The following is a 12,819-nucleotide window of genomic DNA, read 5'->3' on the forward strand; positions in this document are numbered from 1 at the left end:
ATGTATCCGGCAAGGATGTGTCGGGTAACGCAATGTCGGGTAGGGTGGTGCCAGCTTCAAGAGATGTGGTGCCAAGCTCCGACTGGCCACACACCAACCCCATGTTCACGGGTGGTTCGGATGAGGAAGCGGCCCGCCCCGGACCAGAGACAACCGAGCGGGCAAGAGCACTCTCCCAAGGAGCAGTCCCTTGCCGTACCAAGGCGGTCCCGCCCAAACCCACAACGCCCAAACCCACAACGCCCAAGCCCACGGCACCCAACCCCAAACTGCCGCCCGCTCCGTCACGGTGATTCCCGCCGTCGACCTTTACCTCGGCACGGTGACGATCCTGTCCAAGCTGGGCACGGCACGGTTCCGGCATCCGGAGGCACGACTCATCGCCCGGGCGCTTGCCAAGGCAGTACGACCAACACAATGGTGTGAGGCGTCAGGGACGCTGACGGTGACCGTGGCCGCGGTCGGTAAACGCGAAGGCCGGCAACGGCACTTCATCTTCCGCCAGGACGGTCAGGCCTAGATTTCCTCGTCCTCCTCACGGAATTCCTCGGTTTCATCGAGCGGGACCACACGTTCGTCGTCTTCGGGGGCGTCCACTTCCTCCACCCAGGCTTCATCTACTTCCTGGTCTTCGGCGTAGTCGTAGGCCGGGTCTGACTCGATGGTTGTCCGTTCCGGGTGCTTGGCGTGTGATTCGGTGGTGTCCATGGTGCAACCTCCGTCTCGTGGGCCGGTGAAAGCCCGATAACCGATTGCGGGGAGGGTCCCCGCCCCTGTCCTTCCATCTGAGCACCGGCCCACGCGAGGGTCAAGGAGGGGTTGAAATTACGGTGCACCGAACATTCCAGCTAAGGAATACCAGCCGAAAATCCCCGTCAATAAGCGGTAGTGTGGGGCGTGCAATGGGGCCGTAACTACCCCACCCAGCACAGGAGACAAAGTGCAGATGCACCAGGAATCCCATAACTCGTCGAGCCCCGCTCCGGACCCCACCCCTGAATCGGCAGCCCCCGAAAACACCGCAGCTTCACCAACGGCATCGGACATCAGGCGCTGGCGGCAGTACCTTGCCGATGAGCGCGCCGAGGCCGCCGTGTACCGCGAACTCGCCCAGCGACGTGACGGCGAAGAACGCCAGATCCTGCTTGCCTTGGCCGAGGCCGAAGGCAGGCACGAGGCCCACTGGCTCAAGCTCCTGGGGGAACACGCCGGGATGCCCAAGGCAGCTTCTGCGCGCAGCCAATTCCTGGGGTTCCTGGCCCGGAACTTCGGCTCCGTCTTTGTCCTCGCGTTGGCCCAGCGCGCCGAAGGCCGCTCCCCTTACGGCACCGAGCCTGCCGCAACCCCGGCCATGGTGGCCGATGAGCAAATCCATGAGGAAGTAGTCCGGGGCCTGGCCACGCGTGGACGCAACAGATTGTCCGGCACCTTCCGGGCAGCTGTCTTCGGTGCCAACGACGGCCTGGTGAGCAACCTGTCGCTGGTCATGGGCATGGCCGCAACCGGCGTACCCAGCCCCGTAGTCCTCATGAGTGGCGTGGCGGGACTCCTGGCGGGTGCATTGTCCATGGGCGCCGGCGAGTACGTTTCCGTCCGCTCGCAGAGGGAATTGCTGAACGCCACGTTGCCCACGCAGGCCACTCTTACGGCTGCGCCGTCCCTGGACATCGAACACAACGAACTGGTCCTGGTGTACCTGGCCCGCGGCATGACCCGGGAAGCCGCCGAACACCGAGCCGCGGAGCGCATGGGCTTGTTCAGCTGCGACTGCGACCCGAGCCTCTCCCTGCAGCCCGAGAAGCCGCCTGCCGATGAGCACGAATCCGTGGGCTCGGCGTGGGGCGCTGCGCTGTCCAGCTTCTGCTTCTTTGCCTCGGGCGCCATTGTGCCCATCCTTCCCTTCATTTTCGGCATGACGGGTGTGGCCGCCTTGCTGGTGGCAGGCGTTCTGGTGGGAATAGCGCTGCTGGCGACCGGCGCCGTCGTTGGCTTGTTGTCCGGAACTTCACCGCTGAGCCGCGGGTTGCGGCAGCTGGCCATTGGGCTGGGAGCCGCCGCTGCCACGTATGGGCTTGGGCTGGCGTTCGGCGCAGCAATCGTCTGAGTTTGGTCGGCTCAGTCCGCAGACCGTAATGTTGGTTCGTCCTCCGCGCTGCCCCGCGTGACCGGGGCATGAGGAATGGAGAACCGTGGACTCGGAGCGGGAAGCAACGCGTGCGCCAAAGCACCGGCGCACAGGATTCGCTTGGCGCGTCCTCCGCGGCGTCCTCATGGCCGGCATCGCTGCGGTGATCGCCGTCCTGGTGAGCGGTTTCCTGCACGGCGACCCTCGCATCACCGCACTCTTCCCGGGCGTCAGCGCGCCGGGCCTCCCGCAGGGCGGGCAGCCCCAACCGGTACCTGCGCGCGCCACTGACGCCCCACCCCCGGGCCTGGAGGAAGCCGATGCCCCGCTGGCCTCACCGCCCGCTCCCGCGGTAACCAACGATTCGTACAAGTTCCTGGCCACGAACGACGACGGCACTCCCGTGGGGTACTCCCCTTGCCGGCCGCTTCACTACGTGGTGAACAAAGCGTCCGCGCCCGAAGGTTCAGATGCCCTGCTGGCCACGGCGATCGCCAACGTCTCCGCCGCTTCGGGAATCCAGTTTGTTGACGACGGCACCACGGACGAGCTGCCCGTGGACAGGCGCGAGCCGTACCAACCGTCCAAGTACGGCGACCGCTGGGCTCCGTTGCTGATTTCCTGGACCACGCCGGAAGCAGTCCCGGCGCTGGCCGACTCGGTGATCGGTACCGGCGGCAGCACCATGTACTCCCTCAACAACGGGCCCAAAAGCTACATCAGCGGCAGCCTGGAACTCGACACCCCGCAGGTGGCCGAGTTGCTCGCCAACGAGGAAGGCGCCGACTACGTCCTGGCAGTCATCCAGCACGAGCTGGGACACGTCATGGGATTGGACCATGTGGATGACCCCGTCCAACTCATGTATCCGGAAATTGGCGCGCCGGACGGACTCGCTGCGGGAGACCTGAACGGCCTGCACCTCCTCTCCGCGGCGCCCTGCCGCAAAGACATCTAGGCGCGTCCCTTTCCGGTAGTCCCACCTTCCAGCAGTTGCGCCATGGACTCGCAGCGGCGACGGACCTATGCTGGCGAATACGGCCGACGGCGGCGCCCCACCTCCCGTCGCAGCCGCCACGTCAGGGGGTTCCATGGAACCTTATGGGTCGTCCAAGTGGCCAGACCCTGATCCCCCTCGGCCTCATTACCTGCCTGCCGTCCCCCGTCCACCGGATCCTCCGCCCACCCGGGAGCCCATCAAGCACAGCAGCATCGCAGCCATCGTGTTCCTGCTGGGAATCCTTGGCCTGGTCTGCGCCGGAGCCTACTTCAGCGGTGAACTGCAACAATTTCTGTCCGGATCATCGGCCACACAGAGCCAACCGGCCCGGCCTGGGCTGGTGCCGTTCGGCCAGCGCCAGGACCCCTTGCCCGGACTTGAAGAAGCTGACGCGCCACTGGGCACCCCGGCACCTTTGAACCGGACCAGTGGCTCGTACAAGTTCCTTGCCGTCAAGGAAGATGGAACACCGCTGGCGTACTCGCCTTGCAGGCCCATCCACTACGTCGTGAATTCGGATCTGGCTCCCCCGTCATGGCAGCCCCTGGTGGACGAAGCCATCAGGCGGGCCAGCGTGGCCACGGGGTTGAGGTTCATCTATGACGGACCCACGTCCGAGGTGCCCTCCACCAACAGGTCCGGCTACCAACCCGACAGATACGGGGATCGATGGGCTCCAGTCCTCATAGCCTGGAGCACCCCCGAACAAGTGCCCCGCTTGACCGGCCAGACCGTGGGCCTGGGTGGAAGCTCCTCGATTGGCCTGAGCAATGGCTACAAGGCCTACGTGACCGGCACCGTGTCCTTGGATGCTCCCCAGTTCGCCGGGATTGTGGATACCTCCAGCGGCGAAGAGGTAGGCGTGGCTGTCATCATGCATGAGTTGGGGCATCTCTTGGGCCTGGACCATGTGGATGATCCGCGGCAGCTGATGTTCGGCGAAGCCTCATGGGTCCGCGAATACGCAGCCGGCGACAGAACCGGCCTGGCCCAGCTGGGCATGGGTCCCTGCAGCAAGGACTTCTGACGGCCGCCGGACTACCCTGACACTACAGCGAGCGCTTCCTCCACACTGTCCACCAGGAAAATCCTGTCCGCCATGGGCTTTCCTGCGGCGAGGCTTTGCAGCATGGGCCAGGCCGGGAACGTCCGCTCCCAATGTTCCCTCCCCACCAACACCATGGGAGTGATCGTCTCAGGCGCCCCGTAGTAGTTCTCGCAGGCGTCCTGGAAGATCTCCTGCACCGTACCGGCGGCACCCGGCAGGAAGACGATCCCGCCCTTGCAGAGCTCCAGCAGGATGGCTTCCCTGGTGGCGTTGGCGAAGTACTTGGCGATGTGGGTGGCGAACAGGTTGGGCGGTTCGTGTCCGTAGAACCACGTGGGAATGCCGAGCGTCGGGGTACCCTCCGGATGGCTTTCGACGACGGCAGCCGCCTGGCGCGCCCAGGCCGTCACCGAAGGCCTGAACCCCGGCACTGCGGCGAGCGCTTCCAGCGCGGCTGCGGAGCCGGCGTCGGGCAGTCCGCTCAAGTAGGCGCCCATGTTGGCCGCTTCCATGGCTCCTGGTCCGCCGCCCGTGGCTACGGCGAAGCCGGACCGCGCCAACAACCGGCCCAGGCGCGCGGCGTCCGCGAACTCTCGTGTACCGCGCTGGGCGGCATGTCCGCCCATGACGCCCACTATCTTTGTCCCGGCGAGCGCGCCGTGGTCCAGCAGTTCGTCCAGGGCATCGCCGATTGCGTGATCGTGCAGCGCAGCTGCGAGGGTGGCGTCCAGGTTGCCCCGTTGGCCGGGCAGGATGCTCCACTGGTAGACCTGTGCGTCGAGGGTGGATTCGTACTCCGTGGAAGAGATGTCCGGGTAGAGTTCGGCGGCGGTGTACAGGCTGCCCCGGTACGGGTTGAAGGGAATTCCGTGCAGCGTGGGAAAGAGGAGCGCACCACGGCGGCGCAGGCTCTCTTCCACGCCGTCGTCGAACGTGCACCCCAGGAAGATGGCACCCTGGGCGTCCAAGGCCTTCAGTTCCCTTGAGTGGCCGCGAAGGTCCAGGGACTGGGCACGCCACCCGTTCATGGAATCGGCGCCGGCGGTGACCAGCTGGTCAAAGTGGACCACGGTTTCGACGTCGAGCGTCCGCGGACTCGGGTTCAAGGCTCCGGTGCGATTCATGGTTTCAGCGTAGTAGCGCGGCCGTTTGTGTGCGGGGCATCGGAGCGGTGCATCATGAAGCATGAAGAGTTCAGATGATGTACGCCCGCGCATCGGTGTCCCGGTCCGCCTGAGCAGTTCGGATACCCCGGACGCCCGGGTGGGTGAAGCCAACGAGCTCTTCACCTTCATCGTGGACCTGCTCCGCGAAGCGGGTGCGCGGCCAGTGCTGCTGACCCCGGTTTCTGCGGACAGTGCCGGGCGGCTGGCCACGGAGATGAAAACGCTCGACGGCGTGCTGCTTCCGGGAGGAGGCGACCTCGATCCCCGCCTCTACGGGCAGGACCCGGACGAATCACTGTACGACGTGAACCCGGAGCAGGATCACCTGGACATGGACGTTGCCCGCGCAACCATCGATGCCGGGTTGCCGCTATTGGGCGTCTGCCGTGGCCACCAACTGTTGAATGTGCTGTACGGCGGAACGCTGATCCAGGATATGCAACCGTCCGTGGTGAACCACAACGGCTTGGATCCGCACCGCCCCAACGCCAGCGAATGGGCCTGGCATGACGTGCTCCTCTCTGCCGGTTCCAAGACCGCCGCGCTGTACGACTCGCCGGCCGGGACCACCATCAAGATCGCTTCGGGACACCATCAGGCAGTGGCCAGGGTGGGCGAAGGACTCAGGGTCACTGCACTTGCCGATGATGGGACCGTGGAGGCGCTGGAAGACCCCTCGCGGTGGGTGGTGTCCGTGCAGTGGCATCCGGAGGCGGCCCAGCTTCCTGATTTCGAGCGGTTGATGCCGTTCAAGAATTTCGTGAAGGCGTGCCAGCCCCCTACCCAGGATGTGGGCCGAGGAGTACAGTAGCGCTCACTGCATCGCTTTCAGCCGTCTGGGAGTACTGCAGGGCATCACTCTTTCCAAAATGACGTCCGGGGGGCGTCGTAAGTTTGCCGGCTGGGGGGCCCAACATCTGCTCAAGGAGCATGGTTGTGGACCGTCCAAAATACGTTCGTCGTCATCCTCGTCATAAGACCCGATCCCCGCTCTTCAGCATCCGATCCTTCTCCAAACGCGTCCTTGGCATTCTCCTTGGGACAGCTTTGGTTTCCGGCGGACTCATCACTTCTACGGCAATCCCTGCAGCGGCCGCAGTTCCGCCCTGCGCCGGAACCGGCGGGGCCATGCAGATCGTGGCCCACACGGATGATGACCTGCTCTTCCTCAGTCCGGACTTCATGAGGGACATCCAAGCCAAGCGCTGCGTCCAAACGGTGTTCGCTACGGCGGGCGAGGCCGGTGAGGGAGCCACCTACTGGCGGAGCCTTGAATCCGGAATCCAGGCCAGCTACGCCAAAATGGCCGGTGTCGCCAATACGTGGACGACGTCCGATGCCGGGGTCCCGGGCCGTCCCTTGACCATGCGCACACTGACGGGCGCCCCCAACGTTTCGGTGGTGTACATGCGCCTGCCGGACGGCTTCCCCAACGGCTTGGGCAGCGCCGCCTACAACAGCCAGAGCATCCTCAAGCTGTGGGACGGACGCCTGTCCTCCATCCGCCCGGTGGATAACGCAGCAACGTTCACCAAATCCCAGTTCCAGTCCGCGCTCAACCGTCTGGTGGCCAACTTCCAGCCAACGACGTTCCGCACCCAGGATTGGACCGGCAACTTCAACACCCCCTACGACCACAGCGACCACTGGGCCACCGCCAAGTTCGCCCAGCTTGCGACGCGCAGCTACACCGGTCCCCACACGTCCCTGGCCTACGACGCCTACGTCATTGACGAGTATGCCCAGAACGTGACCGGGGCCGAACTCACGGCCAAAGTGGACACGTTTGTCCGGTTCGCCGATTTCGACATGTACGTTTGCAGCAGCCCGGGCGAAGGGTGCCCTGATTCGCCCTACGACGAATGGCTGAAACGGCAATACATCACAGCCATCGAATGGGTGGGAAATGCCGCCAAATCGGCAGGCACTACCGTCACGGCATCATCGCAGAAGGCAACAGCCCAGAGTCCGGAGAAGGTCCGGGACGGTTACCACTGGGGCGCTCCCATGGACGCCACCCGTGAGTGGGTTTCAGCCGGCGAGAAAGCAGGAAGCTGGATCCAGTACACCTTCTCCCCCACACGGACCATCAACGCCGTCACGCTGTCCGATCGCCCGCTCCTCACCGATCAGATCACCGGTGGCAACCTGCAGTTCTCCGATGGCAGCACGGTGCCCGTGCCCGCCCTGCCCAACAACGGCTCCGGCCTCACTATCAACTTCCCTGCCAAGACAGTCAGCTCCGTCAGGCTCAACATCACGTCGGTGAGTTCCGGGACCACCAATGCGGGCTTGGCCGAGTTCGAGGCCTACCTCGGAACGGATAACGTGGCACCGGTGGTCACGCCCGCTCCTCCAGGCGGAACCTACGCCGTGGGTCAGACCGTCACCCTCACAGCCAACGAGACCGCGACGATCTACTACACCACCAACGGCAGCACTCCAACCACGGCCAGCAGCAAGTACACCGCTCCGCTGACCCTAAGCGGTCCGCTGACCCTGAAGTACTTCGCCGTGGACGCCGCGAACAACTCGTCCTCCGTGGTCACCCAGACCTATTCCACGGGTCCGGACGTCACCAAGCCCGTGGTCACAGCCAATCCAGTCAGCGGCGCCTATGCACCCGGCACCACTGTCACGTTGACTGCCAACGAACCGGCGGAAATCCGCTACACCACGGATGGCACCGACCCGTTGACCGCCGGCCTTCTTTACAGCACGGCCATACCGTTCAACGGTCCCGGACCCATGACGTTGAAGTACTTTGCCCGGGACACTGCAGGAAACGTTTCCGAGGTTGCGACGCAGACCTATACCGTCCCGCCGGATACGGCTGCTCCCACGGTCACGGCCAACCCCACTGGCCGTGCCTTGGCCAGCGGCGCCACCATTGCATTGTCCGCCAACGAACCTGCCGCCATTTACTACACCACTAACGGCAGTGCACCGACGGCCACGGAGTCGGCCACCAACTTCAGGTACAACGCTGCCGCACCCATCACCATGGGCAGCTCCACCTTGGTGCTCAAGTACATCGGCGTGGATACTGCCGGCAACACATCGGCCGTAGGCACCCAGACCTATACCGTGCCCGCAGCCGGACCGCCGTCGGCCCATGACTTCAACGGGGACGGCCGCGCTGATGTCTTGGCGGCCGATACGGCCGGCAACCTGTACTTGTACCCCGGCAACGGCACGGGCGGGCTCCTTCCACGCCAAGTAGCCCTGGCCGCTCCGGCCTGGTCAACCATCACGGACACAGTTACTCCCGGGGACTTCAACAGGGACGGCAAGCCTGATCTGTTGGCCCGGGCGGGCGACATCCTGTGGTTCTACCCTGGTGACGGTGCCGGCAGCTTCGGTGCGCGGACACAGGTCAGCACCGGCTGGAGCACCATGACACAGCTCTTCTCCCCGGGCGACTTCAGCGGTGACGGCATCCCTGACTTCATCGGCCGCCGAAGCAATGGCGAGCTCCGATTGTATGAAGGCAACGGCACCGGAGGGCAGCGTACGCCGTACACGGTGGGTTGGGGTTGGGACGTCATGAACGCCATCTTCAGCACCGGCGATTTCAACGGTGACGGCAAGGGAGATGTACTGGCGCGGCGTACCGACACAGGCGCATTATGGCTATATCCGGGCAATGGAACCGGGGGCTGGCTGCAGTGGACGCAGATTGGGGCGGGCTGGGGAACCCGGACTGCGCTCGCCGGACCACGGGACCTTGACGGCGACGGTAAGAACGACGTCGTGGGCCGCATCGGAGACACTTTGTGGCTGTATCCCGGATCGGGAGGCGGAACGCTCACCAACGTGCCGCCGATCAGCCTCGGCACCGGCTGGCAGGCCATGAAAGTCATCGGCTAGCCAGCCCCAAGGACCTGGCGCGGGTCGGAGTTTTCCCCCAGACTCTTCGGCCCGCGTCAGCTATGTCCACCCTCTTCTACTTGGCAACCCTTACGGGTACGCCCGTCTCCAGAGATTCCTGAGCCGCATCCGCCACCTTGGATGCCGCCACGGCGTCTTCGGGAGTGCAAGGGTTCTTGCGCTGGCCCAGCACGAGTTCCACGAAGGCGGCCATCTCGGAGCGGTATGCCTGAACGAAGCGCTCGGCAAAGGTCGCGTGCGCGGTTCCGGTGGGGAAGGCGACTCCGGGCTCCGCCGAACGCAAGGCCATCTGCTGGTCCATTCCCACCAGCACAGAACGCTCCGAGCCTTGGAGTTCCAGCCGGACATCGTGCCCAGCCCCGTTGTATCGGCTGGCCGACACTGTTCCCACCGTGCCGTCGTCGAACGTGACCAAAGCCAAAGCGGTATCGACGTCGCCCACCTCGCCGATGGCGGGGTCGCCGTTATTGGAGCCCTTTGCGTAGACTTCCACGATCTCCTTGCCGGTGAGCCAGCGGAGGATATCGAAGTCGTGGACGGAGCAGTCACGGAACAACCCACCGGATGTCGCGAGGAACTGTACCGGTGGCGGGGCCATGTCGCAGGTGACTGCCCGCAAGGAGTGAATCCACCCAAGTTCCCCGGCCTCATAGGCGCGCTTGGCCTCCAGGTAGCCGGCATCAAAACGGCGCTGATGGCCGATCTGCACCACACCGGCTTTCTCGCGGATGTACTCAAGGACAGGGAGTGACTCCGCCACGTTCACGGCCACTGGCTTTTCGCAGAAGACAGGGATGCCCGCATCCACGCCGGCCCGGATGAGGTCCGGGTGGGTTGCCGTGCCCGTAGCGATCACCAATCCGTCCACTCCGGAGGCGATCAGCTCGTCCACGGAGCCCAGGAACTCAGCTCCGAGATCGCTGGCTACCGAACGTGCGTGTTCCTCCGCCACGTCCGTGAGCCTTAGCCGGACCTGCACACCGTCCTGGTCCAAGGCTTTGTTGAGCGCGCTGATGTTGTTCGCGTGCATCACGCCGATCCGGCCAACACCCACCAGGCCGAGGGTCACGTGCTTCGTCATGTTCTGTCTCCGTCAGTGCAGCAGAAGGTTGTCTCATAGGAGGGATTCCTCAGGCGAGACTAGACCTTGTTAGTTTGTCCTGTCAAACACCGTCAACTTTGCCATATACCGGCAGCCCGGGGGTTCCACGGTCCCCTTCGCAAATGGTCTTCCTACACAGCAAGGCGGCGGCCCAATGCCGCCGCCTTGCCTCACGCCGCCTTTATCGAGCAGTGACGTTCAGGGACGCTTCCAATGCTGCGTCGGCATCCCGCAGGACCTGGGCGGCAACCTCAAGCCCTTCGATGCGCCCCAGGGACACGTCCTCATGCTCGATGTTGACCAACATGTTCGGATCCACCTCGTGGAGAGCCCGGAGGAACTCGGTCCAAAAGGCGGTATCGTGCCCTCGGCCGAGCGCAACGAAGTCCCAGGCTGAGTTCCTGGGCCACTCGTTGGCCCATTCGTCGCCGCCCAGATTGGTGCGGTTTTCGTCGGCCGAGAGCCTGCGGAAACTGTTGTCCAGCACGCCGTAGAGCGCGGCATTCTCCGTGTTGACGCGCACGTCCTTGGCGGCCGCCTGGAAGACCAGGGGTCCCAGTTCGCGGACCACGGCTACCGGGTCCATCTGCTGCCAGAACAGGTGGGAGGCGTCCAGCTCCACTCCCACATGCGTGGCGCCGGTGAGCTCGATGAGTTTGTAGACGTCCGCCGTGTTGAAGACGATGTTCTGCGGGTGCAGCTCCAGCGCCACCTTGACGCCGTGATCAGCAGCGAGGCGGTCGGTTTCCTTCCAGAATTCCGCGGCCACTCCCCACTGGTAATCCAGGACGTCCAATGCTGCCGAGTTCCAGGCGTTGACCACCCAGTTGACGGTGGTGGCGCCCGGTTCACCACCGGGCAGGCCGGACATGGTGACCACACGGTTCTGGCCCAGGCGGCTGGCCAGGCGAATGGAGCGGCGAATGTCCTCCGCATGCTTTTCACCGATTTCACGCTTGGGGTGCAGCGGGTTGCCGTTGCAGTTCAGCCCGGCGATGGAAACGCCGGTGCCCTCGAAGATTCCCAGGTAGTCATCGCGGGCCGCGTCGCTTTCCAGGATCTGGTCAAAGGTGGGCACGTGCACGGCCGGGAGGAAGCCGCCCGTGTTGATCTCAATGCCCGTCAGCCCCAGGTCGGCAATGACCTTCAGCGCTTCGGGCAACGGGCGGTCGTGCAGGATCGCGTTGTAGACGCCGAGCTTCATAGCGTGATCTTCTTTCCGTTGTTGAGGGCGGACTCGGTGACGGCACCGAGGAGCTCCATGTTGCGGACGCCTTCGTCGAACGTGGCACATCGAGGCAGGGAAGACTCCGCGCCGAGGCCTGCGACCTCTTCGAGGAATGCCCGCGCCTGGTAGCCGAACGCGTCATTCTGGCCGAACCCAACTTCGGGGGCATCCATGGCGAGTCCGCCGGCGATGTAGGGGTGGCCCGGGCCAAGGATGACCTGGCGGTAGCCGTTGTCGTTCCCGGATCCGTCGTTCAGGAACAACTGGATCTCGGACGGGCGGCGCTGGTCGAACTTGGCCGCACCGTTCTCGCAGAAGACCTCGAACTGGAGGCTGTTGGCGTGACCAGCGGCAACACGGGAGACTTCGAAGCTGCCCGCGCCGCTGGCGAATTCTGCGTTGAAGGCCGCGTAGTCGTCGTTCTCCACAGCCTCGTAGGTGTCGCTGACAGCCACGTGGTCGTGGCCCATGACAGCGCTGAGCGGCAGGGGCCGCTTGTCGATCGCGGTGGTCAGGCGGCCGCCGCTGATGGACTTGATGTCGCCGCAGAGGAATTCGGAGACGTACGTCAGATGGCTTCCGACGTCGGCCAGCGCACCGGAGCCGGGCCCGCCCTTGTAGCGCCAGCTCATGGGTGCGGCGGGGCTGAAGCCATAGTCGGTCCAGTAACGGCCACTGAAGTGCAGTACGTTGCCCAGCGTGCCGTTGCCGATCAGGTCGCGGATGTAGGCGATGCCCGGGGTGCGGCGGAACGTGAAGCCGATGCGGGCGAGCGTTCCCCGGGCCTCCGCCGCACGGGCGGCGTCGGCCATGGCGCGGGCATCGTCCAGGGTATCGCTGAGCGGCTTTTCGCACAGGACATGCTTGCCGGCCGCCAGCAATCCTTCAACCACTTCGCGGTGCAGCGAGTTGGCGATGACCACGCTGACCACGTCAATGTCGTCAGCTTCGGCAATGGCCTGCCAGGACGTGTCGTTGCGCTCATACCCGAAACGGCGCGCGGCCAGCGAACCGAATTCGGCATTGACGTCGCCAATGGAGACCAGGCGGACTGGGGGCAGCACGGGGCTGTAGAGGGCAGATGCCGTGCGGTATGCGGCAGCGTGGGCCTTGCCGGCCATACCTGCACCGATGACGGCGACGCCGAGGCTTTCAGCCATTGATTTCTCCTTCGAAATTTCGCCGCCGCGTGGGGCGCTGTGCGGCATTTTGTAGCGCTACAATTTTTACGCTGGGTTTGATCGTAACTATGTCTATAT

General features: G+C 64.6%; 11 protein-coding genes and 1 riboswitch. Of the genes, 6 read left to right on the plus strand and 5 right to left on the minus strand.

Annotated features, from left to right (window positions below):
* The first annotated feature begins 54 nt into the window (after positions 1 to 54).
* Positions 55 to 174, plus strand: a riboswitch (SAM riboswitch).
* 16 nt (positions 175 to 190) lie between these two features.
* Positions 191 to 520, plus strand: coding sequence for a hypothetical protein (locus FQP90_RS01595; RefSeq protein WP_144647989.1), 330 nt, complete (start codon positions 191 to 193; stop codon positions 518 to 520).
* Here FQP90_RS01595 and FQP90_RS01600 read toward each other — a convergent pair.
* Entirely contained in the window at positions 517 to 708 is a 192-nt protein-coding gene (locus FQP90_RS01600) for a hypothetical protein (protein WP_144647990.1), read from the minus strand. The two genes, FQP90_RS01595 and FQP90_RS01600, sit on opposite strands and share 4 nt — an antisense overlap.
* Before the next feature lie 238 nt (positions 709 to 946).
* On the opposite strand from FQP90_RS01600, the gene FQP90_RS01605 reads away from it, so the two are divergent.
* The 3 genes from FQP90_RS01605 to FQP90_RS01615 all read left to right on the plus strand — a co-directional run bounded on the left by FQP90_RS01605 (position 947) and on the right by FQP90_RS01615 (position 4,152).
* The gene (locus tag FQP90_RS01605; RefSeq protein ID WP_144648082.1) at positions 947 to 2,104 is read left to right on the plus strand and encodes a VIT1/CCC1 transporter family protein; all 1,158 of its coding nucleotides are present in this window, start codon (positions 947 to 949) and stop codon (positions 2,102 to 2,104) included.
* 85 nt (positions 2,105 to 2,189) lie between these two features.
* The gene (locus tag FQP90_RS01610; protein ID WP_208759906.1) at positions 2,190 to 3,083 is read left to right on the plus strand and encodes a matrixin family metalloprotease; all 894 of its coding nucleotides are present in this window, start codon (positions 2,190 to 2,192) and stop codon (positions 3,081 to 3,083) included.
* 67 nt (positions 3,084 to 3,150) lie between these two features.
* Positions 3,151 to 4,152: a matrixin family metalloprotease gene (locus FQP90_RS01615; protein WP_144647991.1), complete on the plus strand. Its 1,002-nt coding sequence runs from the start codon at positions 3,151 to 3,153 to the stop codon at positions 4,150 to 4,152.
* An 11-nt stretch (positions 4,153 to 4,163) separates the two neighbouring features.
* Here FQP90_RS01615 and FQP90_RS01620 read toward each other — a convergent pair whose 3' ends face one another.
* Positions 4,164 to 5,297: an LOG family protein gene (locus tag FQP90_RS01620; RefSeq protein ID WP_167510392.1), complete on the minus strand. Its 1,134-nt coding sequence runs from the start codon at positions 5,295 to 5,297 to the stop codon at positions 4,164 to 4,166.
* Between the two features lie 61 nt (positions 5,298 to 5,358).
* Here FQP90_RS01620 and FQP90_RS01625 point away from each other — a divergent pair, with 61 nt between their 5' ends.
* Together FQP90_RS01625 and FQP90_RS01630 are read left to right on the plus strand one after the other, a co-directional pair.
* On the plus strand, positions 5,359 to 6,150 hold the full coding sequence (locus tag FQP90_RS01625; protein ID WP_144647993.1) for a gamma-glutamyl-gamma-aminobutyrate hydrolase family protein: 792 nt from the start codon (positions 5,359 to 5,361) through the stop codon (positions 6,148 to 6,150).
* A gap of 119 nt (positions 6,151 to 6,269) precedes the next feature.
* Positions 6,270 to 9,209 carry a chitobiase/beta-hexosaminidase C-terminal domain-containing protein gene (locus FQP90_RS01630; protein ID WP_144647994.1) on the plus strand — a complete coding sequence of 980 codons (2,940 nt, stop codon included), beginning with the start codon at positions 6,270 to 6,272 and terminating at the stop codon, positions 9,207 to 9,209.
* A gap of 76 nt (positions 9,210 to 9,285) precedes the next feature.
* Here FQP90_RS01630 and FQP90_RS01635 read toward each other — a convergent pair whose 3' ends face one another.
* The 3 genes from FQP90_RS01635 to FQP90_RS01645 all read right to left on the minus strand — a co-directional run bounded on the left by FQP90_RS01635 (position 9,286) and on the right by FQP90_RS01645 (position 12,720).
* Complete coding sequence (locus FQP90_RS01635; protein ID WP_144647995.1) at positions 9,286 to 10,311, minus strand: Gfo/Idh/MocA family protein; 1,026 nt, start codon at positions 10,309 to 10,311, stop codon at positions 9,286 to 9,288.
* Between the two features lie 202 nt (positions 10,312 to 10,513).
* Complete coding sequence (locus FQP90_RS01640; RefSeq protein WP_144647996.1) at positions 10,514 to 11,536, minus strand: sugar phosphate isomerase/epimerase family protein; 1,023 nt, start codon at positions 11,534 to 11,536, stop codon at positions 10,514 to 10,516.
* Complete coding sequence (locus tag FQP90_RS01645) at positions 11,533 to 12,720, minus strand: Gfo/Idh/MocA family protein (protein ID WP_144647997.1); 1,188 nt, start codon at positions 12,718 to 12,720, stop codon at positions 11,533 to 11,535. The genes FQP90_RS01640 and FQP90_RS01645 overlap by 4 nt, the downstream gene beginning before the upstream one ends.
* Positions 12,721 to 12,819 lie beyond the last annotated feature (99 nt).

This window comes from Paenarthrobacter nitroguajacolicus, from assembly GCF_007786235.1.
GTDB lineage: Bacteria > Actinomycetota > Actinomycetes > Actinomycetales > Micrococcaceae > Arthrobacter > Arthrobacter nitroguajacolicus_A.

What these genes read in the sequence shown, in the direction of transcription:
- FQP90_RS01600 (WP_144647990.1), bottom strand. Translation starts at nt 708, where the DNA reads ATGGACACCACCGAATCACACGCCAAGCACCCGGAACGGACAACCATC.
- FQP90_RS01605 (WP_144648082.1), top strand. Translation starts at nt 947, where the DNA reads ATGCACCAGGAATCCCATAACTCGTCGAGCCCCGCTCCGGACCCCACC.
- FQP90_RS01615 (WP_144647991.1), top strand. Translation starts at nt 3,151, where the DNA reads ATGCTGGCGAATACGGCCGACGGCGGCGCCCCACCTCCCGTCGCAGCC.
- FQP90_RS01620 (WP_167510392.1), bottom strand. Translation starts at nt 5,297, where the DNA reads ATGAATCGCACCGGAGCCTTGAACCCGAGTCCGCGGACGCTCGACGTC.
- FQP90_RS01625 (WP_144647993.1), top strand. Translation starts at nt 5,359, where the DNA reads ATGAAGAGTTCAGATGATGTACGCCCGCGCATCGGTGTCCCGGTCCGC.
- FQP90_RS01630 (WP_144647994.1), top strand. Translation starts at nt 6,270, where the DNA reads ATGGTTGTGGACCGTCCAAAATACGTTCGTCGTCATCCTCGTCATAAG.
- FQP90_RS01635 (WP_144647995.1), bottom strand. Translation starts at nt 10,311, where the DNA reads ATGACGAAGCACGTGACCCTCGGCCTGGTGGGTGTTGGCCGGATCGGC.
- FQP90_RS01640 (WP_144647996.1), bottom strand. Translation starts at nt 11,536, where the DNA reads ATGAAGCTCGGCGTCTACAACGCGATCCTGCACGACCGCCCGTTGCCC.
- FQP90_RS01645 (WP_144647997.1), bottom strand. Translation starts at nt 12,720, where the DNA reads ATGGCTGAAAGCCTCGGCGTCGCCGTCATCGGTGCAGGTATGGCCGGC.